Source organism: Mesorhizobium sp. WSM3859, assembly GCF_002295065.1.
Lineage (GTDB): Bacteria > Pseudomonadota > Alphaproteobacteria > Rhizobiales > Rhizobiaceae > Mesorhizobium.
In genome coordinates this window covers 197,081-219,757 of record NZ_NSGG01000001.1, presented here as the reverse complement: position 1 = coordinate 219,757, position 22,677 = coordinate 197,081, and the positions used below count along the sequence as shown (strand labels likewise).

The 22,677-nt window shown below is 61.9% G+C and carries 20 protein-coding genes and 2 tRNA genes; 11 read left to right on the top strand and 11 right to left on the bottom strand.

Features of this window, described 5'->3' with window-relative positions:
* Positions 1-3 precede the first annotated feature (3 nt).
* From CK230_RS01040 to CK230_RS01030, 3 genes are all read right to left on the bottom strand, one after another.
* On the bottom strand, positions 4-717 hold the full coding sequence (locus CK230_RS01040) for a hypothetical protein (RefSeq protein WP_095815359.1): 714 nt from the start codon (positions 715-717) through the stop codon (positions 4-6).
* 50 nt (positions 718-767) lie between these two features.
* On the bottom strand, positions 768-1,559 hold the full coding sequence (locus CK230_RS01035) for a glycosyltransferase family 2 protein (protein WP_210201462.1): 792 nt from the start codon (positions 1,557-1,559) through the stop codon (positions 768-770).
* 269 nt (positions 1,560-1,828) lie between these two features.
* A complete protein-coding gene (locus CK230_RS01030) occupies positions 1,829-3,031 on the bottom strand; it encodes a glycosyltransferase family 4 protein (RefSeq protein ID WP_095815358.1) in 1,203 nt (400 codons plus the stop codon).
* Between the two features lie 103 nt (positions 3,032-3,134).
* Here CK230_RS01030 and CK230_RS01025 point away from each other — a divergent pair, with 103 nt between their 5' ends.
* Positions 3,135-4,214 (top strand): glycosyltransferase family 2 protein, encoded by a 1,080-nt coding sequence (locus tag CK230_RS01025; protein ID WP_176479977.1) that lies wholly within the window; start codon positions 3,135-3,137, stop codon positions 4,212-4,214.
* A gap of 16 nt (positions 4,215-4,230) precedes the next feature.
* Here CK230_RS01025 and CK230_RS01020 read toward each other — a convergent pair whose 3' ends face one another.
* From CK230_RS01020 to CK230_RS00995, 5 genes are all read right to left on the bottom strand, one after another.
* Positions 4,231-4,923 (bottom strand): sulfotransferase, encoded by a 693-nt coding sequence (locus CK230_RS01020; protein WP_176479976.1) that lies wholly within the window; start codon positions 4,921-4,923, stop codon positions 4,231-4,233.
* Complete coding sequence (locus tag CK230_RS32250) at positions 4,923-6,065, bottom strand: glycosyltransferase family 9 protein (protein WP_141245967.1); 1,143 nt, start codon at positions 6,063-6,065, stop codon at positions 4,923-4,925. Before CK230_RS32250 ends, CK230_RS01020 begins: the two co-directional genes overlap by 1 nt.
* 25 nt (positions 6,066-6,090) lie before the next feature.
* The gene (locus CK230_RS01005; RefSeq protein WP_095815354.1) at positions 6,091-7,272 is read right to left on the bottom strand and encodes a hypothetical protein; all 1,182 of its coding nucleotides are present in this window, start codon (positions 7,270-7,272) and stop codon (positions 6,091-6,093) included.
* Positions 7,269-8,465: a hypothetical protein gene (locus CK230_RS01000; protein WP_141245966.1), complete on the bottom strand. Its 1,197-nt coding sequence runs from the start codon at positions 8,463-8,465 to the stop codon at positions 7,269-7,271. The genes CK230_RS01005 and CK230_RS01000 overlap by 4 nt, the downstream gene beginning before the upstream one ends.
* A gap of 139 nt (positions 8,466-8,604) precedes the next feature.
* Entirely contained in the window at positions 8,605-10,395 is a 1,791-nt protein-coding gene (locus CK230_RS00995; protein WP_095815352.1) for an ABC transporter ATP-binding protein, read from the bottom strand.
* 576 nt (positions 10,396-10,971) lie between these two features.
* Here CK230_RS00995 and CK230_RS00990 point away from each other — a divergent pair.
* From CK230_RS00990 to CK230_RS00965, 6 genes are all read left to right on the top strand, one after another.
* On the top strand, positions 10,972-11,943 hold the full coding sequence (locus CK230_RS00990) for an SGNH/GDSL hydrolase family protein (RefSeq protein WP_176479975.1): 972 nt from the start codon (positions 10,972-10,974) through the stop codon (positions 11,941-11,943).
* A gap of 138 nt (positions 11,944-12,081) precedes the next feature.
* On the top strand, positions 12,082-13,275 hold the full coding sequence (locus CK230_RS00985; RefSeq protein ID WP_176479974.1) for a class I SAM-dependent methyltransferase: 1,194 nt from the start codon (positions 12,082-12,084) through the stop codon (positions 13,273-13,275).
* A 7-nt stretch (positions 13,276-13,282) separates the two neighbouring features.
* Entirely contained in the window at positions 13,283-14,842 is a 1,560-nt protein-coding gene (locus CK230_RS00980) for a hypothetical protein (protein ID WP_095815349.1), read from the top strand.
* A gap of 43 nt (positions 14,843-14,885) precedes the next feature.
* A complete protein-coding gene (locus CK230_RS00975) occupies positions 14,886-15,077 on the top strand; it encodes a hypothetical protein (RefSeq protein ID WP_095815348.1) in 192 nt (63 codons plus the stop codon).
* Between the two features lie 10 nt (positions 15,078-15,087).
* Positions 15,088-16,926 carry a carbamoyltransferase gene (locus CK230_RS00970; RefSeq protein ID WP_095815347.1) on the top strand — a complete coding sequence of 613 codons (1,839 nt, stop codon included), beginning with the start codon at positions 15,088-15,090 and terminating at the stop codon, positions 16,924-16,926.
* Positions 16,927-16,960: 34 nt separating this feature from the next.
* A complete protein-coding gene (locus tag CK230_RS00965; RefSeq protein WP_095815346.1) occupies positions 16,961-18,019 on the top strand; it encodes an SGNH/GDSL hydrolase family protein in 1,059 nt (352 codons plus the stop codon).
* 438 nt (positions 18,020-18,457) lie between these two features.
* Here CK230_RS00965 and CK230_RS00960 read toward each other — a convergent pair whose 3' ends face one another.
* The 3 genes from CK230_RS00960 to CK230_RS00955 form a co-directional block, all read right to left on the bottom strand.
* Positions 18,458-18,901: a hypothetical protein gene (locus CK230_RS00960; protein WP_095815345.1), complete on the bottom strand. Its 444-nt coding sequence runs from the start codon at positions 18,899-18,901 to the stop codon at positions 18,458-18,460.
* A 78-nt stretch (positions 18,902-18,979) separates the two neighbouring features.
* A complete protein-coding gene (locus tag CK230_RS32975; RefSeq protein ID WP_176479973.1) occupies positions 18,980-19,132 on the bottom strand; it encodes a hypothetical protein in 153 nt (50 codons plus the stop codon).
* 199 nt (positions 19,133-19,331) lie between these two features.
* Positions 19,332-19,406, bottom strand: a tRNA-Asn gene (locus CK230_RS00955).
* Between the two features lie 211 nt (positions 19,407-19,617).
* Between CK230_RS00955 and CK230_RS00950 the strand changes: the two genes are divergently transcribed.
* The 4 genes from CK230_RS00950 to CK230_RS00935 all read left to right on the top strand — a co-directional run bounded on the left by CK230_RS00950 (position 19,618) and on the right by CK230_RS00935 (position 22,458).
* Positions 19,618-19,878, top strand: a complete 261-nt coding sequence (locus CK230_RS00950) for a PGPGW domain-containing protein (protein ID WP_095815344.1) — start codon at positions 19,618-19,620, stop codon at positions 19,876-19,878.
* A 175-nt stretch (positions 19,879-20,053) separates the two neighbouring features.
* Positions 20,054-20,127: transfer RNA gene (locus CK230_RS00945), tRNA-Cys, on the top strand.
* Positions 20,128-20,218: 91 nt separating this feature from the next.
* Positions 20,219-20,890, top strand: coding sequence for a protein-L-isoaspartate O-methyltransferase (locus tag CK230_RS00940; protein ID WP_095815343.1), 672 nt, complete (start codon positions 20,219-20,221; stop codon positions 20,888-20,890).
* A 185-nt stretch (positions 20,891-21,075) separates the two neighbouring features.
* Positions 21,076-22,458: a TolC family outer membrane protein gene (locus CK230_RS00935; RefSeq protein WP_095815342.1), complete on the top strand. Its 1,383-nt coding sequence runs from the start codon at positions 21,076-21,078 to the stop codon at positions 22,456-22,458.
* The last annotated feature ends 219 nt before the right edge of the window (positions 22,459-22,677 follow it).

Here is a 22,677-nt window from a genome sequence, read left to right as displayed (position 1 = left end):
GCATCAGCTTGCCCATCTGATCAATTCCGACCTCCATTCATCAGCATAAGCACAATGCTCATAGCCGGGCATGGCCGGGGTTCCATCCGTAAAATGCACGATGGAGGGATCAATCCCCGGGTCGGAGTGACCGACCAGCCAGTTCCACTCGGGCGACAGTTCGCCGATCAGATCGTCTTCCAGCCAGCAGAAACGGTGCAGGTCCCGCCCGGGTACGGAATTGACAAGTTCAATCGTCAGAGCCTTGTTCGCCGGATGGTCGCAGTTAAAAAGCATGACGCTCGACCAGTTCTTGCGGGCATAACGGAGCTGGGCTTGCCCATCCATTTTAACGTCCACCGTCGGCTGGTGATTGTGCTTGACCACCATCACCGCCTTTGACGGGTCCGCAAGACCGAAAAGCCGCTGCAGGTCCCTGCGGACCAGCATGTCGCAATCCATAAACAAAGCCCAACCCGAATTTGACAGATGCGGCACCAGGAAACGGGAGCAGGCGAACTCCGTTGCCATTGGAGCTTCAGAAATCTCATCCCACAGGCGGCCGTCCTTGCGGCTTGTCGGGCGGGTGTAGAGTCCCCGAGCCCTGAGATCTGCCAACACCACCCCGCGCGCCGACACGGGTGAGATCATGTGGCGTCTTATCGAGTTGCGAGCGACCGCAAACGCATCGATTTCACGAGGATCGAAACCGATCCAGATTGACTGCTTACCCGCCATTTAATTCCCTGCGCAAATAATCGTCGAAAGATCTATAATCGGAGACTTGCTCAATTCATTTTTATAGCCGGGGTTTCACGTACCGGTATATTGGCGCGGCCGACGGATGGGGCCGTCGACCACTTGCTATAGGTATAACTCGCGCAGTATCCGGCCACCAGAAGACCAACTGCTCCATCAAGCATGCCGAAACGAATAACATAGCTGTTAAGATAGGCCCAGGCGGAGTGGAGGATCGCCTTCGTGGTGGATCCTTTCTTTCCCATATTATCCATATGCGCAGCCGACGCTTGGGCATACATCTGAATCTTACGGTGTGCGTCACCGAGATCGGTGACGCAATCATGCTCCAAAGGATGGGAAAGGCGAGACAGATTACCTCGCAAGACAACTTTCTCGTGGACAGGATAGTCGGTGAAGCGACCGGCATCCCTGCGAAACAGGCGCAGGACATAGTCCGCGGACCAGCTTCCATGGTTTACAACGCGTCCGCAGAAGCGCGATTTCCGGGGAATCTCGAAACCTGCACAGCCTCGCGGGTCCGCAATGGCTTTCTTTATTTCCGCGGCGAGAGAAGCGTCCACCCATTCATCGGCATCCAAGGACAGTACCCAGTCTCCGGTAACTGCGGCAAGCGCGCGTCCTTTTTGCACGCCGAAGCCCGGCCAGTCTTCGGTGACGTGCACTTCAGCGCCCATGGCACCAGCGATCTCACGGGTCCTGTCTGTGCTGCCACTGTCGACGACGACGATTTCGTTGGCAAAGCCAACCGAACGCAAACAACGCTCGATGCACGCCTCTTCGTTAAGGGTGATGACGATGACCGATAGCTTCGGCATCATCTCAACCCATCGATCAACGGCCAAGGTCCGTTGAATTTATGATCACTAAACATCCGCCCCCGGACCTCCAAGCCAGAATGATGTCGGCAATCGCCGACATCGCGACGTACAACGAATTTACGGACGGCCCTCTTCCCGCCGATTTAGAACATTCGTAGATACGAATATGCCCCAACGGCAGCTATCAACGCAAGCCTGCGGGGGCGGGTGAGGGCAACAATAGGTCGATGGAACTGTCGTTGGCTAAGAAAGTTGCGCCGCGGTCACACTTAGATCCGCTGCGCGGCCGCTGCCTCTTCTCGACGCTTTTCCGCCAGGACGTTTTCATAGAGGGAGACGGTCCTGTCGATCATGGTGTCGAGGCCGTACTGGCTCGCAGCCTGCCTGACCAAATGGGCGGTCTCCCCCGAGCGGGAGTGCTGCAGGGCTCGACCTAGGCTCGTCGCGAGCCCGTCCCGCTCCGCAATGTTGCAGACAAGGGCAGGGTCGAAGCGCTCGACCAGCTCGCGGCCGCCGCACATCGTGCTCACCACGGTCGGCAGCCCGCATGCCATGGCCTCCAGAACTACGGTTCCGAAGGGCTCGTACACCGACGGAAGGGCGGCGATGTCCGCTGCCCCGTACCATGGCCTCACGTCCTTTTGCGGCCCGATGAATTTCACACGGTTACCCAGGCCGCGCTTTTGCGCGAGGCGCCTGAAAGTCTCCATTCGGGTGTCGTGCCCGACGACCCACAGTTCCGGAAGGGACTCCAGAGTCGCCGTGGCCTCGATGAGAGGTGCGAGACCCTTTCTCGTGAAGCCGGAGCCGACGAACAGAATGACGGGCTTGTCCGGGGGAACATCCAGCTGCGCCCTGACCCTTGCCCGATGCTCGTCGCGCAGCGCAACGTTGTACGTGGCCAGAGAGATACCATTGGGTATGTGGTGGATCCTGTCGGCCGGAAAATCATAGTGGCGACGAATGTCGTCGGCCACCATTTTCGATATGGCGATCACGGCCCTGAGCCCTGCGCTTCGAAAAGTAAGCCGCTCAAGACGCAGCATTTCCTTGTGAAACAGGCTGAGACTGAGCCCTGCGCCGTCCAATTTCGACAGCCGGCGGCGCTCGGCGAGGTAGGCCGCGTGGACACCCTCTCCGGCGCGAAAGATATCACAGCAGGGCAACCTGTCGTTGCTCTGGACAAGCGCCGGCGCCGGGTCGAGCTGCGAAATCCTGCGACACGCCGCCATGGCGAAGGATCGAGCCCGCCACGCCCGCGGGAAGCGGCGGCCGGTGCAGCGAATGAACTCTATGCCTTCGCTAGCCGGCCAGTCGCCGGACATGATCGCGACCGCCATATCCCTCGCGCGGAATTCCTTGGCTATCGTGTCGAGCATGATCTCGCCGCCGCCGAATGGCGAATATTGCCGGCGCACAAACAGAATGGGCTTCCGGGACGTGCCGTCGGGCCGGAGAGCTGTTGTCTGCATCTGGAGGGCACCCTCGCTGTCTCAAGCGGCGGGATGTCGGAAAGCCCGGCGCCGAGCCGATCGATCCGCTTCCGGCTTCCGTCAGCTTGCGGTTTTTTTAGCATTGCTGCATTTAGCAGGCAAAGATCAACCCGGCGCCCGGTCTGAAGCCTTTTTGGGCCAGGCCCCGGAGGTTCGGTCACTTCTGGGATGGGGAAACGCGACATTGAGCAGAACGGCCTGGCCAAGCGTTGTGCGCAGAAGCATAACCGATACGGCCTTTTATCGGCTACGGCATGGCCTGGGAGGCGCGGAGGTTACTTCGGCAAAACCGGTCTTGCCACTGAAGCCGGACGATCTGTCCTTGATCGTTGTCGTTCGCAACGAGGCCGATCGGCTGGCGCCGTTCCTGAGGCATTATCGCGAACTTGGGATCACCAGATTCGCGGTGCTCGATGACCGTTCCACCGACGGTACGGCGGAAATGCTCGCCGAGCAGCCGGACGTCGATCTGTTCCGTTCGCCGATAAGCTATGCGCAGGCGGACCTTGGGAATCTGTGGAGACAGCGTATCGCGCGGATTTACGGACAGCCGCGCTGGCATGTCACGGTGGATGCCGACGAATACCTTGTCTATGAGGGCATGGATCGCCATCCGCTCAGCGCGCTGATCCGCTGGCTGGAACTGCGGAAGATGTCACGTCTGCTGGCGCCGATGATCGATATGTACCCCGGCGGCAACATCTGGGATGCAAGATTCGATCCTGACGTGCCGCCGTGGCAGGTGGCCGATCATTTCGACAGCACCGGCTATCAGGTGACCAAGAGCCCCCGGGGCGTGAAAATTACCGGCGGGCCCAGGACCCGGCTTTTCGACAGGCAGCACAAGCTGATGAAATTTCCGCTCATCTATGTCGACCGGCCAACCATCTTCACCTCGATCCACGCGCCGCTGCCCTACTGGCGCAACTACGCGGATGCGTTCGGCGCGCTGCTTCACTTCAAGTTCTTCGCGGACTTCAACGAAAAAGCGCGGGCCGCGGTGGAGGAGGGGCAGTACTGGAACGGCGCCGCCAAATATCGCCAGTATCACGCGGTCTCGAGCGAAAGGACCGTGCTCAGCGCGATGACGGACCATTCGGTGCGTTATCAGGGCGTGCGGAGCCTGGCCGAAACCAACCTGATCAAGCCGATCGACTGGTAGACAGGAATTTGCGACTCTACCGGTAGCCGAATTCCTTCATAAGCTGCGCGCCTCGCCCCTGCATCAGGTCCTGCAGTTCGAGGTCTCCGACCTCCGAGCGCCATCGTCCACGCCCGTCATAGATCGGCTGGCTGACCTGTTGGTTGCGGAGCGCGACATGCCCTTGCTGCTCGGCCTGGGCGCCGCTCGACTTGAACCAGTTCGGCGGACGCTTGTGATAGTCGAGCAGGTCCGGGCTGTAAGCCAAATCGAGAAAGGTGCAAATCCGCTCGACGACCTTGGCCGGCTCCTCGACAAGGTCCTCGTAGCGATAGATCAGCACGTCGGGTTCGCCTCGCTCGGCAAGGACGAGACCATTGTCGGTGATCCAGCGGTCGAGCGCCTCTTTCGGATCGCCCAGGCGCTTGGTCAGCGAGGCCACGACGTCGCGACCGTCCCGGACCGGCATGATGAAGCGGGCTCCGGGCACCAATGTCCGGATCCGGGCGACACGACGAATGTGCCGCGGCGTCTTTTCAAGCAGCAAGCTCTTGCCGGCACCGTTCGCCGCCAGCTTCAGCTTCCAGTAACGGAACATTGCCAGCGGCGTCCATTTGAAGAAGATATTGGTCTCGTCGAAGGGCAGGTAAACGTCCGGATGGGACGCCAGGATCGTCGCGATCAGCGTCGTGCCACTATGTCCGCAACCGCAGATGAATCCCGTGCGCATCAGCGGGTACCCGCGGCAAACAGGCCAAGAAGGATCTTCTCGGCCTCGGCCATCACCGCGCCCCATGGCCGCTCCCGCTTCGACACGAGCACGGCAGATGGATAATAAGGCGTGCGGTCGCCTTCGACCGGCCAGGAGCGTTTGAAGCCGTCGCCCAGTATGAAGACCGAAGGAACGCCGAGCGCCCCCGCAAGATGAGCGCCGGTATTGCTGATGGTCACCACGGCGTCCATGGCCGCGACCTGCGCCGCGAAGAGATCCATGTCGACCAGCTGGTCGACGGTACGGTCGTTGAGGACGCGCTCCGGTACGCCGTCGGTCAGCACCTTCAGGTCATTGTCTATCTGGCCGTATTGCAGCGAGACGAAATTGAAGTCGGGACGGCCGATCAAGTCGCACCAGGCAGTAAGCGGCGGCAGATCCTTGCCGGGGTTTGAGCTGCCCCAGGCGACACCGACCAACAGCCGGCCGTCCTTGCGATAGCGGGCGCGGAGCTCGGCGACGCGCTGAGGGTCCGGCTTCAGCGGCACGAAGTGCGCCAGGATCGCTCTTTCGTCGGCTTCAAACAAGGCGGTCAGATGCTGGACACCGGCAAAGGCCTGCGCCTCGGCATAGGCCTGCTTCTTCCCGGGACCCACGGGTCTGACATCGGCCGCGGGAAATGTGCGCTGAAAAAGCGGAACGAGCCGGTGCTCGACAAGCACGATCACCCGGGCCGCGCTGGCGAGCGCGCGGCCGACCGAACTGGCATGGTGGATCGCCGTGGCCAGTCCCTGCTTCTCGGTCTCCATGAGATCCACGAGCAGTGTTTTTCCGGAAATGTCCTGTCCCAGCCACTCGCCGTCCGAACGGCCCTGGACGACGTGGCGCCGGGCGATCTTTAACTCGGCCGCCGGGCCGTAGGCGCCCATCCGCATCAGCCCCTGGCCAAGCTCGTCGAGCAGGCGGACCTCTCCCTTCTCCTTGGCTCTTGATCCCAGGGCAAGGGCCTTGGGCAGCGCGGCCTGCCAGTCGCGATCCTCGACGCTCTGCCGATAGTCCGCCATCTGGACAGCCAGGTCGCCGTCGCGCAGGCGAAGGAAGAGCTGGCGCCGGTGGCGCCTGAACCACCCCTTGTACCGGTACCCCGCCAGCGCGGCCATACGGCGAATCCCCCGCACAATCCCGCTATTGCCCATCGTGAGACCCACCCATGATGCTTTTCGCCAGATCGGCCGCTTCCTGCAAGGCAGGTGCCCAGGCACGGCCGCCCTTTCGGATCAGTCGCACGCTGGGATAGGCGGCCACGGTGTCGCCGAAGGCGGGCCAGGACAGGCGGAAACCGTCGTCGAGCATGACGATGGTCGGCACGCCCAGCGCCCCGGCCAGATTGGCGCCGGTGTTGCTGATCGTCACCACCATGTCGAGCGCCGCGATCTGCGCTGCAAAGCGGTCCATATCCGAGAGCTGGTCGACGGACGTGTCGTGAACAATGCGGCCCGGCGCATGGCGCTCGAATTCCGAAAGCGCCGGCCCGACATCGCCATATTGCAAGCTGACGAACCAGCCCGGCAATCGGTCGAGCAAGCCCCCCCAATCCTCCAGCGCCGGCAGGTCCTTGCTTTTGTTCAGGCTTCCCCAGGCGAAACCGATCAGGGGGCCTGGACCGCGACCCAGGTACTTGCCGCGCAATTCGGCGACCAACTGGGGGTTCGGCCGCAGCGGTGCGAAGGGGACGCGTGCCGCCGGATCGTCCGGCCAGAAATGCGTCGCCAGCGTCTCGAAGCCCGAGAAGACGTCAGCCTTGACGGCGTCAAGATCTTCGTCTCCCTCGACCCTGACATCGAGCTTCGGATAGGTCCGGCGATAGAGCGACGCCAGCCTGGGCTCGACGAACAGGATGCATCGATCGGCGGCTGCGACAGCCGGACCAATCAGCGACGCGAACTGAAAGAAGATCGCCAGGTCGCCGGCGCGACGGTCGACGAGCAGCGTTCGGCCGGCAAGGTCGCCGCCGTCCCATTCAGCCTTGCCCGATACGCGCTTGCTCGCCGCTATCAGTTGCCAGGTGCGGTTGCCGCCGTGAAGACGTCGCAAGGCGCGCCCCGCCTTCTTGACCAGGCCAGCGTCACCGAGGCGCTCGCCGAGTTCGCCCAGCGCCAGCGCGTGATCCCGGGCGGCCGGCCAATCCCTGCGCTCAATGCTCTCTTCCATCAACCGCGTGTGCCGCCGAACCTGCGCGTCGGCATGCCCTGAAGGTCGCTTGAAAAGACCTTTCGCCCGGTCGACGATCGCCCGCAGACGCTTGCCGGCGGTGCTTTGCGGTCGAAGGTCCGCTGACCTGGCCTTTTCAAGGATCGACCGCGTCATTTTCGGCCGCCTCCGGCGGAGCCGGTATCGGAGCGCCCGGCCAGGACCGGTGCCAGGCGGCGGCGGGCCTCGTCGAGCACAGCCGGCCATTCGCGTCCGTCTTTGTGGAGGACGACGCCGCTTGGGTACCAAGGGGTCCGGTCACCGGCCACCGGCCAGGCCGTCTGAAATTTGTCGTCGATCAGGAAGATGGTCGGCACGCCGAGCGCGCCGGCCAGATGGGCTGCGGTGTTGCTGATCGTCACCACCGCGTCGAGCGCCGCGATCTGCGCGGCAAAACGGTCCATCTCGACCATCTGGTCGACGCTTTCGTCATGGATAAGGCGCGCATCATTGCCTTTGCGCAGGCGCCGCAGGGCCGGCTTGATCGGGCCATATTGGAGGGAGACAAAGGTCGCCGGCGTTTCGGCCATGAACCTTGCCCATTCGGGAAAGTCCGGCACATCCTTGGTGTGCGACTTGCTTCCCCACGACAGGCCGACCAGCGGCAGATCCGTCGCCGCGCGGTACCGTCTGCGGAACGCCTCGACGAGGTCGGGGTCCGCCCGCAGCGGCGTAAAGCTGGCGGCAAGCTCTCCGGCGTCGCGGCCGAATACCCAGGCGAGATGCTCGAACGTGGCGAACTTCTGGCCGGATGCGGCCTGCCTGGCGGAGATGATCGTGGCCTTCGGAAAGGTGCGTTGCAGAAGCGGCACGATGCGCGGCTCGACCCGTATCGTCGCGTTTTCGGCGCGCGCGGCGGCCGCGCCGGCAAGCCTTGCGTGCCGGATGACACGGCCAAGGCTGCGCGGGTCGTCCTCGACCAGATCGATAAGCAGTGTATCGGCTCCGACGTTCTCGCCGGCCCAGTCTCCCGCGCTTTCGCCTTTGCGCCGGTGCCGCGCCGCGAGGCGCAATTCGGCCGCGCGCGCGAAGTCGCCGAGGCGTTCATAGGCCTGGCCTGCCTTCTGCATCAGTTGGGGATTGGCGGTATCCTTGGCCAGGGTGGCCATCTCATCGACGCAGACCGCCAGGCTGCTCCAGCACCGGCGCGCGATCAGCGCGTCGATCCTGGTCTGCTGCGCCAGAGCCGGAGCGGCCACTGGACCGTTGGCTCCGAGCAGCCTTCGCAGGGCCTTGATGGCCCGCCCCAGGCGCAGGCCCAGGCCGCCGATCGCGTAGCGGACGTAGGATCCATGGTAAAAGCTGGTCATGGGCCTTGGCGAGACATTTTGCCCCCACAGCATCGCGTTTTCGCCGATGCGCAAAGGGACGCCGTAGCGTGTCGACCTGGTGCATGCTCCCTTCCGGACCGAGGGTCATCGAGGCAGAAATCGATTCCGATCGCCGGGGTCATGCGCGAAGCTTCCTGCCGCTTTGGACCACCGCCGGCGTCGAGAGGTGGAAAATCGAGCGATAGATTTCGCAGCGCTTGGCGAGTTCCTCATGGGTTCCCGAATCGACGAGCAGGCCGGCGTCGAAGACCAGGATGCGGTCGGCCGCCTTGATCGTCGAAAGCCGATGCGCGATGCAGATCACCGTGCGCTGGGAGGCAGCGTCGAATGCCGCGTCCATCACGGCTCGCTCGTTCTCGCCGTCAAGCGCGGACGTCGCTTCATCATAGATGATGATCGGCGCGTTCTTCAGCAGGGCGCGCGCGATCGCGACGCGTTGTTTCTGGCCGCCCGACAGATTGGTGCCGGCCGGCCCGACAAGGGTGTCTAGCCCGTTTTCGAGGCCGGAGGCGAAGCTGCTGACCTGGGCGAGGTCCGCCGCGGATTCTATTTGGGCGTCGCTGGCGCCCGGACGCCCGTCGCGGATGTTGTCGCGTATGGTGCCTTCGAACAGGAACACGTCCTGCGACACCAGCGCGATGTTGTCCCGGATATCGGCGAGGCTGATCGCGGCGCTGTCCTTCCCGTCGATGAAGATCTTGCCCTTGCCGGGCTCGACCAGGCGAAGCAGGAGATTGACGATCGTCGTCTTGCCTGCGCCGGAGCGTCCCACCACCGCAAGCTTCTCGCGCGGCCGCACATCGAAGGAAACATTGTGCAGGGCCGGGCTGCTGCCGTCATAAGAGAAGGAGACGCCCTCGAAGTGAATCGCGCCTTTAATGCCGCTCAGCCTTTCGCTGCCGGGTCCTTGCGATTGCTGCACCGGCGTGTCGATCAGGTGGTACATCTGCTCCACCGCGACCAGTTGCTTCTGAATATCGACATTGACTCGCGCCAGCCGTTTGGCCGGCTCATATGCGAACAGGAAAGCGGTAATGAAGGCCATGAACTCGCCGGGCGTCTTGCCGTTGCCGAGGCTTTGCCAACTCGCATAGATGATGAAGAGACCGATGATCAGACCGCCGCCAGTCTCCATCAGCGGGCTCATCATTGCCGATGTCCGGTTGATCTGAATGCCGCGCTTCTCCATCTTGCCGACGGCCTTGGCGAAGCTGGCGACCGCCTTGTCCTCGAGCTGGAACGACTTGATGGTGCGGATGCCTTCGATGGCTTCGGTGCCGATCGACTGAACCATAGCAGCCAGCTCCGTTTCTCCCCTCGCCAGCGCCTTGATCTTCCTCGTTATGGCGCCCACCGAGACAAACAGGACCGGCAGAACGGCCACGGATATCAGCGACATCATCGGGTCCTGATTGATCATGACAATTGTCAGGCTGATCAGCGTCAGCACATCGGAAACGGTATTGCTCGTCAGCGTGAGGATGACGGAAGCGCCGGCGCGCGCGTTGAACATGATCTTGGAGACGAATTTCGCCGGGTGCTGATTGGTGAAACGGCTGATGTCGAAACGCACCACCCGCGAAAACTGACGGTTCTGCAGATCGGAGACGATGGCACGACGAATCTTTCCCGTCGTGATCGTCTGGCTGTAGGCGGCGATGCCCTTGACCAGCGAAATGCCGATGATCACGGCGCTGATGCCCCAGACGGCGGCGGCATTGCGTTCCACATAGATGGTGTTGATCATGACTTTCATGATCCAGGCCGATGCGCCGGTCGCGCCGGCGGCCGCGATCGAGCACAGCAATCCCGTCAGATACAGCATCTTGTGCGGCGGCAGATTCTCGACGATTAGTCGCTTCACCAGCGGATACGCCAGCGCGGCTGAAATTCGCTTCTTCGCCTTCATTACATCGTCCGCCGTGATCCGAGCCGTCAATTCATCCAGGCCGGTCCCTGGCTTCTGCGCGACTCCTAATACAAACCCTGTCTGTGGCTTCGTTCTCGATTGCAGTCAATGCCAAAGGCCTTTGCCCGAGGCGGGCCTGGAAATCATGTGCGTGGTCCGTCCGGCCGGGAAGCAGAAACTTGCGCGATAACATTCGTATATGCTTATTTGATTTCAGAGGGAGGCCGCTTGCTTCCGCCGGCGGCGCCGCGGCTGGAGGGCTTCGGGTTTCGACCGACGGCGACCCGGGGGTGGTGCACCGCACCGCCGGTCACGGGCAATTTGGCGTCTTGGCCCTGCCTGCCGGCAGGCCGTGTTGTTGACATTGGCGAGGACAAATAAGGACGTGTTGTCGGCAAATAACCGCTTCCTCACACCATCCGGACGGGCCATCCGCTCCAGCAATGCAAGCTCCTCGAGCGAGCCGGCGGGCTTCGGGTGCGGTTGCGGGGCTGCCATTTGAGCAAGGTGCGGAAATACACTGCAGCGCGGCGCGCCCTTCTGCGAAGCCTTGTCATGATTTTCGGCAATCGGGCTTTGCTCCAGACCGGCTATCCGGGCCGGATCGCCAGATGGCTTGGTTGCCCGCCATCCGTGGTGCGCCCGCATCCCTATGCGCTCTATGAACTCAATCCAGCCTGGCGTTCGGCCGACGGCAATTCCATGCACAACAGCCTGGGATTCCGGGGACCGGAAGTATCCGTAGCGAAACCGGAAGGGCGCCTGCGAATCGTCTGCATGGGGGAGTCGTCGACCTATTGCACAGGCCTGAACGACGTCAGCACGTATCCATACCGGCTGGGAGAACATCTGAAGAGATTGAAGCCAGGCGTCGATCTCGAGGTCATCAACGCTGGCGTCGCCGGCTACACATCGATCGAGAACATCCTCAGGCTGCTCTTCAATGTCGTTCCTCTGTCCCCTGATCTGATTGTTTATTATTACACCCACAACGACGTCCATCCGCGCTGGTACGACGGGCTGTCCCGCGACTATCGGGAATATTCCTGCTCCTGGTTCGAGCCACCGTCCGGAGGCGTTTCGGGATGGCAGAAGAAACGCCATAAGCTGGCCACGGCCTATGTCGGCAACATAGTCCGGCGCCGCGACAAGCGGTTGCGCAGCGCGCGGCATATCGCAGGCAACCGGCCGGACGCGTTCCGCGCCAATTTAAGCGCGCTGGCGCTGCTGGCGAAGGCCGCCGGAGCGTCTGTCGTCTTCGTCAATCCCAATTACCGGCCGCCGAATTCGGATGATCCCGCGGCGCATGCCGTCTGGGAGCACAGGCGCGTCGTGGAGGACATCGGCGAAAGGGTGGGGGCCTCGATCGTCGACCTCAACGGTCGCCTGGACTATTCCGCGGTGGGCAACCGGAGTTTGAACGACAACTACCGGGACGCAGTGCATTTCACCGGGAAAGGGGCCGATGCCGCGGCAAGGATCATTGCCGAGGAGATTGTGGACCGTGATCTGCTGCGCGCCGGTGCGGCCAAACCCCTTTTGTATTGAGGCCAGGATTGGCTCGGCGCCGCGGTCATGGATCTGCGCACGGCCGCCAGTGTTGCTTAATTGCTAATTTAGTGAGAGATGCTTTTCAAGCGATTGAGATATCGGAGACCTGGTCGGGTTCTCGATGGCGTGGGGCCTATGGATGTTGAGCGGTTTCTGCCTGAGATGCTGACCGATTCTGGCGCAGCCCGGCAGGATGCGGCGGAGGTCGGTTTTCGCAACGCCCGCATCTTCGACGGCAAAATAGAAGGCAGGAGCTTTCTCGATATCGGGAGTCACCACGGCGATTTGTGCCTCGAAGCGCTTCGCCGCGGCGCCGCGCGGGCTGTCGGAGTGGAGCTGATCCGGGAAAATGTCCTCATCGCCAGGAACCGTGCGGAGCAGGCCGGGCTTGCTGCTGAGTATATCCAAGGGGACTTCGAGCGCGGAGAAGAACCGGGAAACTTCGATATCGTGGCCTGCCTTAATGTACTGCCCGAGCTGTTCGATCCGATTCACGCCTTGCGGCGAATGGCGGCCATGGCGCGCGAGAGGCTGATCATCGAGTTGCCAAGCCGGCGCCGCAGATGGCTTTCGCGTTTTCGGGCGCCTGAGCCTGTCATCGATGTTCCGCTGGCGGCGAGGATGCATGAGGTCGCTGACTGCACATTCCTGCCGAACGCCGCGGCAATGGGGGGAATTCTCAACCAGCACATGGCCACGTTCGAGCCCGTTCAGGTCTTCAGCTCGAATGCGGGCAAAAGCTTCCTGGTGGTTGCCACCAAAAGGCGCATCAAGCACCTGACCGTCGTGGCGGGACCGTCCAAGGCGGGAAAAAGCACGTTCAAGAACCGCATCATCGGCGATGAGGCTTTCCGGCGGTCATTGGGTCTGCCCGCCGAGGTGACAGCGCAGGCCGACGCGAACGAGGTGCGGCGGCTGCCGACCGGCGAGCTCGCGCACGTGGTCCTGCACTATGATTTCCTGCGGCCCTTCGATCGCGCGCTGGGCACATACGAGCGCGATCCCGCGGCGGAGCTTTTCCGCAGTGCCGAGCAGGTCTCGATGTTCACGCTGATGACGCCCAAGGCGCGATTGCGGGCGCAACTGGCCGCGGAGAAATTGAAGCGAAAAAAGCAGGAAATCGGCCCGCCACGGCGCGATATCCTTTACGCACTCTACGATACACCGGACTTCCTCACGACGTGGTACGACCGGTGGTTCCGGTTTTGCGAGACCCTCAATTTAAAGCACACAGTGGTTCGCAACGATGGGAACTACGAATTCTTCGACAGCCGGAACTGGCAACGGATTCACGCGGAAAACCATGGCGACGGTCTCAAGTCAGCTTAGAACGAAATTGTCGCCGTCCGACGTCTTCGGCGGCAAGAAAGTCGCCGTCTTCCTGTCGCGAGATGGCCAGCTTGGCGAGGCGGTCCGCCGGTCCGGCGCCGTTGATGTCGCAACCTATAGCCGCGGTCCGGCATCGGCTGACGAGCTCCGGTTCACCTATCGGAACGTCAGGGACGTCGGTCGCAACAACGCCGACGTCGTCCTGCTCGAGGGCGTGTCCGTCCGCGCCCTGTATTCGAAGGACCTGAAGCATGTCGGCGGCGCGAAACTGTTGCTGGTACGACCCGGCGTGCGTTTGCTCCTCGGCGGCATTCACCTCGCCAACCACATGCGGCGTCGGCGGCTTGTCCTGCGGGGACAGGTGACAATCCGCACCAAAGCCGGCAGCCAATCCCGATGGCTGGTGTTCGAGAACACGTCGCGCAGGCAGCGCAGCGCCAAATACTACGCCGCGCTCGGGCGTCACATCACGGAGATGTTCGCGTCCGTCGCGGACCTTCGCTACAGCACGTTGCGGTCGGCGCAGAAGATCAAGGATCCGTCGACGTCGGGGGACATCGATCTCCTGGTCCACAACGACGATGCCGGCGAGCTGGTGCGGCGCGTGACGGCGCGCTTCGGCACGCTGCCTCTCGATATCTACACGCCGTTCAGCGTGCCGGGGCATTCGGACGGCAATGTCGCTTATCTGCCGCCGCCGCGGGCGCTCGACCTGCTGCAGCGGCGCGAGCGAGGCGAGGCGGGAGAGTGGCGTCCTTCTGCCGCGGATGCCCTCCTGAGCTACTGCTACCATTTGCTCTTCCACAGACAGCCCTTGCTGCTGGGTGAGGGGGAGGCGCTTCTGCCGAAAACGTGGGACGACGAGGCGCGCTTTGCCGAACTCATGCGGCTTTGCGACGGCGCCGGCGTCAGCCGGGTTCGCACGTTGGGGGATATGGAAGCGCTTTTGCGGCGCGAAAAATGGTTCCCGGAAAGCGAGACTGTCAATTTTCTTGCCAGAACCAGTGACTTCGTCCGGTCGAGATACGCGGTCACATCGTCTTATCTGCCGGGGCTCGCCGTGTTCGTCATCCGCGAAGCCGCCCTTAAATACGATCTGGTCGGCCCGATCGAAACCATGCTGGCCGGGGAAGGCTTCCAGATCCGCCTGTCGGAAGCGATACCCGTGGAGCGTCGTATGGAGATCGCCTCGCTGTTCCGAGGCGGTAACTGGGTGTCGACGCAAGACAGCGAGCCGGCCGGTGTGCCGGCCCACTTTATCGTCACCTTCGACCCCGATCCGCTGCCGATGCCGACCGAGGTCAGGGTCGAGCGCTCCTTCGTCGACAACAAACGCCTTCTGCTCAAGAAGAGGTTGCGAAGAGAGACGGCGAAGCTCGCTGGCAAGAAGCATCTCAACACGGTGCATTCGAGCGACAATTCGGGCCAGGCGCTCGACTATATCGAGCGGCTGCGGCCCGACCGGTTCGAGGAGTTCGAGGCTATGGTGCGGAAGCCTTCGAGCGCTGATGCAAATGATGTTTCGAGCGCGGGCAAACGGCCTGAAAAGGCCATCCGCGTGGCATGATGCCCGCGAATGAACAGCGGCGCTTTGACGGGGAAGGGGACAAATGTCGGACAAAGTTCAATCAAGCGCCTGGTTTTCGGACCTGATATCGGGGCTGGTGTTCTATGGCGTGATCCTGCCGGCAGGCCTGGTTCGCCGGCTCATCAAGGCGCTTCGGCCGAGAGCGCCAAGCGACACATTCTGGATCGCCAGGCAGCCGGACAAGGACGCGAACTCGATGACACGTCAGTATTGAAGGCTCCATCGTGACCAGCATCCTCGGCATCTCGGCCTTCTACCATGACAGCGCGGCCAGCCTCGTCGTCGACGGCGCCATTGTCGCCGCGGCGCAGGAAGAGCGCTTCACCCGTCGCAAGCACGACGAGCGCTTCCCTTCGAACGCCGTCCGCTCCGTCCTGCAGATCGGCGGCGTGGCCTTGAAGGACGTCGAGCACGTCGTCTTCTATGAAAAGCCGCTGCTCAAATTTTCGCGGCTGCTGGACACCTATCTCGACGCCGCGCCGCAGGGCTTCCCGACCTTTCGCAGGGCCATGCCCGCCTGGCTCGGCGGCAAGCTGTTCCAGAAGCGGATCATCCATGACGAATTGAAAAGGATCGACCCCGGTTTCGTCGACGCGTCACGGATTCTGTTTTGCGAGCATCATCTCAGCCACGCAGCCAGCGCCTTTTTTCCCTCGCCCTTCGAGGAGGCAGTCGTTCTGACGCTTGACGGCGTGGGTGAGAAGGCCACGACCACGGTCGCGATCGGCCGGGGCTCGAAGCTCGATGTGGTGAGGGAACTGCACTTTCCCCATTCGCTCGGGCTGCTCTACGCGGCTTTCTGCTATTATCTCGGCTTCAAGATAAACAGCGGCGAATACAAGGTGATGGGCCTTGCTCCTTACGGCGTGCCGCGGTTCAAGTCGCTGATCCTGGAAAAACTGGTCGACCTGAAGGATGACGGAAGCTTCCGCCTCGACCAGAGCTATTTCGACTATGCTACCGGCGTGAAGATGACGAATGCGCGCTTCGCCAGCCTGTTCGGCCAGCCGGTGCGGCGGCCCGATGCCGATCTGCTTACCGATTTCCACATGGACATGGCGGCCTCGATCCAGGCGGTGACGGACGAGATCGTTCTGCGGCTTACCCGAAGCCTGGCGCGTGAATTCCAGATCCCCAATCTATGCCTGGCGGGCGGCGTCGCGCTCAATTGCGTGGCAAACGGCAAGGTGCTCAGGGACGGCGCCTTCAAGAGGCTGTGGATCCAGCCCGCCGCGGGTGACGCCGGCGGCTCGCTTGGCTCAGCCCTCGCCGCCTGGCACATGAAGCTGGGCGGACAGCGTGTGCCCGCCGCCCGGGATTCGATGAGAGGCAGCCTGCTGGGGCCGGAATTCAGCCAGGACGAGATCGAGAGGCAACTCACCGGCCTCAAGGCCGAGTTCGAAATCATGCCGACCGATCGGCTTGTCGACACAACGGCGGCCGCGCTGGCATCCGGCAAGGCCGTGGGTTGGTTCCAGGGCCGGATGGAATTCGGACCCAGGGCGCTCGGCGGCAGGTCGATCCTGGCCGACCCACGTTCCGACCAGATGCAAAAGACGCTGAACCTGAAGGTCAAGTTCCGGGAGAGCTTCCGCCCGTTCGCGCCCTCGGTGCTGTCGACGAAAGTGTCCGAGTGGTTCGAACTGGATGTCGATTCGCCCTACATGCTGCTCGTTGCCCCGGTCAAGGAGAGCCGGCGACGCGAGATGACCGCGCAGGAAGCGGCGATGTTCGGCATCGACAAGCTCAATGTCCGGCGCTCCGAAATACCGGCGGTGACGCATGTCGACTACTCGGCCAGGGTTCAAACAGTCCATCCGGACACCAACCCGCTCTACCACGCGCTGATCTCCCGGTTCGAGGCCCTCACCGGCTGTCCCGTCCTGGTCAATACCAGCTTCAACGTGCGGAGCGAGCCGATCGTGTGCACGCCGTCGGATGCGTTCCGATGCTTCATGGGCACCGATCTGGATATGCTGGTGGTCGGCAATTGCGTGCTGCAAAAGTCGGCGCAGGACATGACCCTTGCCGTGGACTATCGCAACGAATTCGAGCCTGATTGAAACTTATGGCCTTGCTACGTGCCCGGAACTTGAGATGAGTATCGCCAAGAAACGCTCGAGGGCGCAGCGTGCCGCACTGAAGAGCCTTGTGATGATCTTCGGCGACCGGGCATTGCTGCAGATTGGCTATCCCGGGCGGATCGCCAAATGGCTCGGCTGCCCCCCGCCGCTGGTGCGCCCGCATCCCTACACGCTTTACGAATTGAATCCCGCCTGGCGATCCGGGGGCGGCAAATCCATGCATAACAGTCTTGGATTTCGCGGGGCTGAAATTGCGGTGCCCAAGCCGGAAGGCCGTTTCAGGGTCGTCTGCATGGGCGAGTCGTCAACCTATTGCGCGGGCATAGACGACGACCGCGACACTTACCCTTATCGCCTCTGTGAGCATTTGAGGGGCATGCTGGCGGACACCGACATCGAAGTTATCAACGCGGGTGTCGGCGGCTATACCTCGATCGAGAACATATTGAGGCTGCTCTTCCACGTGGTGCCTTTGCGGCCGGATCTTATCGTCTACTATTACACTCACAATGATGTTCATCCCCGTCGCCTGGCGAACCTGTCCCGCGACTACAGGGAATATTCGTGCTCGTGGTTCGAGCCGGCTATGGGCGGCGGATTCTACGGCTGGTTCAAGAGAAGGCAGAACCTCGCGACTGCCTATGTTGGCAACGTCGTGCGGCGGCGTGGAGGCGGGCGCCGCAATTCGAAGCACATCGCGGGCAATCCGCCGGTCGCCTTTCGCGCAAATCTCACAAGCCTGGTTGTTCTGGCAAAAGCCGCGGGAGCGAGGGTCCTTCTCGTCAATCCGAACTACCGGCAGGAGAGCGCTCAGGATCCTGTGCCGGGCGCCGTCTGGGAGCATCGCCGTATCGTTGACGATATCGGCATGGCGCTGGAGGTGCCGGTCGTCGATCTGCACGGCGCGCTGGCTTATCCGGAGGAAGGAGCGATAATCATGAATGAGAACTACAAGGACGAGGTCCATTTCTCCGAGAAGGGGGCGGATGCGGCAGCGAGGATCATCGCCGGTGCAATTGTCGACAACGGTCTTCTCGATTCGGCTAAGGGCGGGACGCCTCTCATTTTTTAGGCTGGAGAGCCATGAACAGTTTTGTCGTGTGGATAGGGATTGCCGTACTGGTCGCTGCCGCGGCGGCATTGCTTCTCAGGCGCATTCGAGGGCGGAAGGGCAAAGAAGAGGCTGACCCCGAAGACAACTATCCCCTCTGGTAGCGAGAAGGGCAGGCAGCTTGGGAACAGTGGGATATTGCGCCTTTCTTGCTTCGTCGGTCCTGCCTCGATCCCGCCTCCCGCCAACCGTGCTGCCGCACAGCCTTCGTGAAACTGAGCAGGCTAAGCTTCTTGAGCCGGCCCCTTGCGAAAGGGCGAGGTATGTCGGCTCCTCCATCCTGTGGAAGCGGCGCTTGAATGCCGCTTGTCTTGCAGGTCGTGTTGGTCGCCCGAGGCTTTCCGCGCTGCCGAAAGTGAAGAGGGTGTGCACTATGACGAGGGCGAACGACCGACGAATCTATTTAGCGGTTCGGTATGTTCCAAAGACCAGGATGGCGTAGTGCAGCAATAGAGGAAATACAACGATGAGGGTGAATTTTAGAATAGTCCCGTGCACGAAACAGCCGCTTTGACAGAAATTCTGAATCTCGTGGTTCAGATCTTTGGAGAAGCCAAATATTATCAGGCGCGCGCAAACGACGTTAAAGAGAATAGTGGCGACGATAACCGTTAAATTCCTCGTCATTGCTGACCGAAATCCTGCAAGCACGGAACCCGTCGTCCAGTCGTAGTTTAACAATTGAACGGCATGGAGGGCTCCGATGAAGATCGTCGACACCCCATCCAGTATTGCTATCAAAACGGCCGCGCTGATCATGATATCGGCGTCAAACGCCCAATCGATCACGATCTTGAAATACAAAAACGTCCCAATTACCCAAGCAATAAGCAGTCCCGCCATCAGTGATCCCCGACCTCGGCGATAATATGTGGCGATCTCCGGGTGCGGCAAGGCGGACCAAGGTCGGCGGCCAGGCGATCAAATGGTTGCCAAAACTCTGGCCTTCAAATGATAGATCCAGAATTTCGGACCTGCGGAAGGGCGATCTATGATCCGCTTCACCTTCATCCGCGCATAGCGCGAATTTGGCTGGAAGGCGGCGATCCTACGCTCGACGACGTTGATGCGCATTGGGGAGGTCGCGGCCGACCGGTTCGCGCACAGAGCGTGGAGGGGGCCGGCAAAGGTCCGAGTGGAGGCCGGGCAGGATGACCAAGCAGCGAAGCGAAATTGGCCGCACAATGGCCATGACCGCGACTGTCCGAGTTCACCGCATTTTTGCGCGGCCGCGGTCGAAAGCGGGCCAAGCGTAAGCAGTCTTGGAAATGTTTGGCTCCCCGGGCCGGATTCGAACCAGCGACCAACCGGTTAACAGCCGGTTGCTCTACCACTGAGCTACCGGGGAACGGAGGCTCTGACGTGAGTGGCGCAGCCTATAGCAAACACCTTTCGGCTTTGCAAAGAAGCAATTCGCAATTTTTCTCCAGTTTTTGATGCGGCTATTTGTGCCATCGTTCGGCGTGCCCACATATGAACGGCTTCACACCGGCAGGAACAAAGCGGCCGGCTATCGACTTTCTGGTATGGCTTTGCCCGTGGACAGGATTTGGTTTTGAATGACGGCAGCTGACGACGACAACGCCCCGGCGCGGAAGATCTCGATCTTCGGCCGCGAATTCACGATGCCGCGCTCGCGCGGTCTGCGAATCGTGATTGGCATGCTGCTCACCCTAGGCGGGATTCTTGGCTTTCTGCCGATTCTCGGTTTCTGGATGATTCCACTCGGTCTCCTGGTGCTTTCCTATGAATTCGCCATGATCCGACGCCACCGGCGGCGTTTCGTCGTCTGGTGGGAGCGCCGGCGTCGACCCGACTGAGAGGCCGCGGCGGCGGGCCGCCGCCTGGGCGACTGCGATGTTCCAACCGTCACAACCGATTGGTAATCACCATTTTCGCCGCTCCATGCGAAAGCGTCGGGAATGACGCAGCGGCGCTTGACGACCCTTGAGCGTCAACATAATGAGTTCGCTCGGAACGCCGGGAGCATTGCGAGGCCTCGTGGCGGAGTGGTTACGCAGAGGACTGCAAATCCTTGCACCCCGGTTCGATTCCGGGCGAGGCCTCCAGATGCTTGCGGGCTCCAGCGCAATCGCGCCGGAGCGGGGTTCCTGTTGAAGTTGAGCCGCGCGTTTGGCGCGGGGAGCGGATTGTTGGGACATGAGCGCTGATTTCTCCGAACGCCGCGTGAAGATGGTCGATGGCCAGATCCGCACCACCGATGTCACCAGCGCGCCGCTCATCGAAGCGATGCTGACCGTCCCGCGCGAGGCCTTTGTCGGCGCCGGACAGAAGGATCTGGCCTATATCGACGAAGACATCCGCATTTCCGATGGCGCGAATGGCGCCGCGCGCTACCTGATGGAGCCGTCGCCGCTCGCCAAGCTTTTGCAACTGGCCGAGATCGACGCGAGCGATTCGGTGCTCGATGTCGGTTGCGGCAGCGGCTATTGCACCGCATTGCTGTCCAGGTTGGCACGGTCGGTCGTGGCACTGGAGAGCGATTCCGCGCTGGCCGAGACCGCCAAATCCACGCTTTCCAGCCTCGGCTGCCAGAACGTCACGGTCATCACCGGGCCTTTGCCGCAGGGGCATGCCGCTAAAGCGCCCTACAACGTCATCTTCATCGGCGGCAGCGTCGAGGAAGTGCCGCCGGCACTGCTCGATCAACTCGCGGAAGAGGGACGCCTGGTTGCAGTCGAAGGGCGGGGCAACTCTGGCGTGGCCCGGCTGTTTTTTAAGGCCGGGGGGGTTGTAACCGGAAGACGGGCCTTTAATGCGGCAATTAAGCCACTACCGGGCTTCGAACGTGCTCACGCATTTGAATTCTGAGCGTTTTTGCCTTGCGGCGAAGGCGTTGTCATGATCGCTTGCGCGTGACAATCGTTGCTGATTTGGTTAACCGAGCGTTTGCGGGAGGCCGTCAGCGGGGGAACGATAAACAACGCGGCGCCGACCGATCCGTAAGGGTAGGCTGACGTGGCGTGGTTCCCATGTAAACGAATGAGGGAAATAACGTGCCGCCCCGACACAAAAAAGTTTTAGCAGCTATTCTCGTTTCCGCGACGGCGCTGTCGCCGCTGGCCGCCTCCGCCGAGACCATTACGGGCGCGCTCGCCAAAGCCTATCAATACAATTCGCAGCTCAACGCCGCCCGCGCCGGCGTGCGCGTTACCGATGAGGGCGTGGCAATCGCCAAGTCGGGCTGGCGCCCGACCGTCAACGGTTCTGCCAGCATCGACTACACCAATACGCACGGGTTCGGCACCAGCAGGAGACTGACAACGGGCAGCTTCGGCATCGTCATCAACCAAACGCTGTTCGACGGGTTTCAGACCAAGAACAATGTCGCCGCCGCCGAAGCGCAGGTGAAAGCCTCGGTCGAAAGCCTGCGCAACACCGAAGAGAACATCCTGTTCAACGCGGCAAGCGCCTATATGGACGTGATTCGCGACCGTCAGGTCGCCGCGCTGACCCAGCAGAACCTGCAGTTCCTGACCGAACAGGCGCGCGCGGCCCGCTCGCGCTTCGAGGTCGGTGAAGGCACCCGCACCGACGTAGCCCAGGCCGACGCCTCGCGCGCCACGGCTGTGGCGCAGCTCAGCGCCGCCCGCGCGACGGCGCTGGCGAGTGCGGCCACCTATCACCAGATCGTCGGCGACGAGCCTGGCAATCTCAAGGGGGCCTCGCCGCTGGGCAAGCTGCTGCCGGGGAATCTCGATTCCGCCTTGGCTGTGGCGTCGGCCGAGCATCCGGCCATCCTGTCGACCCAGCACCTGGTGGACGCGGCGGCGTTTTCGGTGAAGTCAACGGAAGGCGCGCTGCTGCCGCAACTGACGGCTTCCGCCGGCATTTCGGACAATTATAGCCACCAGTCTCCTGGTTCTCTCAGCAGCCCCAACGGCAGCTCGACCTCAGCCAATATCGGCGCCACGCTGACCATTCCGATCTATTCGGGCGGGCGGACTGAGGCGCTGGTTCGGCAAAACAAGGAATCGCTCAGCGAGGCGCGCATCCAGGTCGACGTCAGCCGCGACCAGGTGCGCCAGGCGGTGGTCTCGGCCTGGACGCAATATGTCTCTGCGCGCGAAAGCGTGGATGCCAACAGGCAGGTCATCGACGCCGCGCAGCTGGCGCTCAACGGCGTCATCGAGGAGCGCAATGTCGGCCAACGCACGACGCTGGACGTGTTGAATGCGCAGAACGCAGTCATCACTGCCAAGATCAACCAGGCGAGCTCCGAACGCGACGTGGTGGTGGCAAGCTACGCCATCCTGTCGGCGATGGGCCGGCTGTCGGTCGATCGCTTGGGCCTGGCGGTCACCAAATACAGGCCGGAAGAGCACTACAACGCCGTCAAGGACAAGTGGACAGGACTGCGCACGCCCGACGGACGCTGAATTCCGTTCCAAGCTTCGACAAACGCCGCGCGTCCCATGGATGCGCGGCGTTTGTCTTTCCGATGGCTGACCGGGTTGCGCTTCGCCCAATCTGTTGAAATCCCCTAATCTGTTGAAATCCAAAGAGTCCCCAGATTGGGGATTCTCGGATGGCGATCGGTCGGTTACGCTGTTGCCATTGATTCGAATTCCGGCCCCGGCAGGAACGGAATTGCGTAA

Excerpts from the sequence above, each read along its gene's own strand:
- CK230_RS00940 (WP_095815343.1), top strand. The coding sequence starts at position 20,219 with ATGAGCGCTGATTTCTCCGAACGCCGCGTGAAGATGGTCGATGGCCAG.
- CK230_RS32250 (WP_141245967.1), bottom strand. The coding sequence starts at position 6,065 with ATGGCCGCGCTGGCGGGGTACCGGTACAAGGGGTGGTTCAGGCGCCAC.
- CK230_RS01020 (WP_176479976.1), bottom strand. The coding sequence starts at position 4,923 with ATGCGCACGGGATTCATCTGCGGTTGCGGACATAGTGGCACGACGCTG.
- CK230_RS01035 (WP_210201462.1), bottom strand. The coding sequence starts at position 1,559 with ATGATGCCGAAGCTATCGGTCATCGTCATCACCCTTAACGAAGAGGCG.
- CK230_RS00995 (WP_095815352.1), bottom strand. The coding sequence starts at position 10,395 with ATGAAGGCGAAGAAGCGAATTTCAGCCGCGCTGGCGTATCCGCTGGTG.
- CK230_RS01040 (WP_095815359.1), bottom strand. The coding sequence starts at position 717 with ATGGCGGGTAAGCAGTCAATCTGGATCGGTTTCGATCCTCGTGAAATC.
- CK230_RS00975 (WP_095815348.1), top strand. The coding sequence starts at position 14,886 with ATGTCGGACAAAGTTCAATCAAGCGCCTGGTTTTCGGACCTGATATCG.
- CK230_RS01000 (WP_141245966.1), bottom strand. The coding sequence starts at position 8,465 with ATGACCAGCTTTTACCATGGATCCTACGTCCGCTACGCGATCGGCGGC.
- CK230_RS32975 (WP_176479973.1), bottom strand. The coding sequence starts at position 19,132 with ATGCGCATCAACGTCGTCGAGCGTAGGATCGCCGCCTTCCAGCCAAAT.
- CK230_RS00985 (WP_176479974.1), top strand. The coding sequence starts at position 12,082 with ATGGATGTTGAGCGGTTTCTGCCTGAGATGCTGACCGATTCTGGCGCA.
- CK230_RS00950 (WP_095815344.1), top strand. The coding sequence starts at position 19,618 with ATGACGGCAGCTGACGACGACAACGCCCCGGCGCGGAAGATCTCGATC.
- CK230_RS01030 (WP_095815358.1), bottom strand. The coding sequence starts at position 3,031 with ATGCAGACAACAGCTCTCCGGCCCGACGGCACGTCCCGGAAGCCCATT.
- CK230_RS01005 (WP_095815354.1), bottom strand. The coding sequence starts at position 7,272 with ATGACGCGGTCGATCCTTGAAAAGGCCAGGTCAGCGGACCTTCGACCG.
- CK230_RS00965 (WP_095815346.1), top strand. The coding sequence starts at position 16,961 with ATGAGTATCGCCAAGAAACGCTCGAGGGCGCAGCGTGCCGCACTGAAG.
- CK230_RS00960 (WP_095815345.1), bottom strand. The coding sequence starts at position 18,901 with ATGGCGGGACTGCTTATTGCTTGGGTAATTGGGACGTTTTTGTATTTC.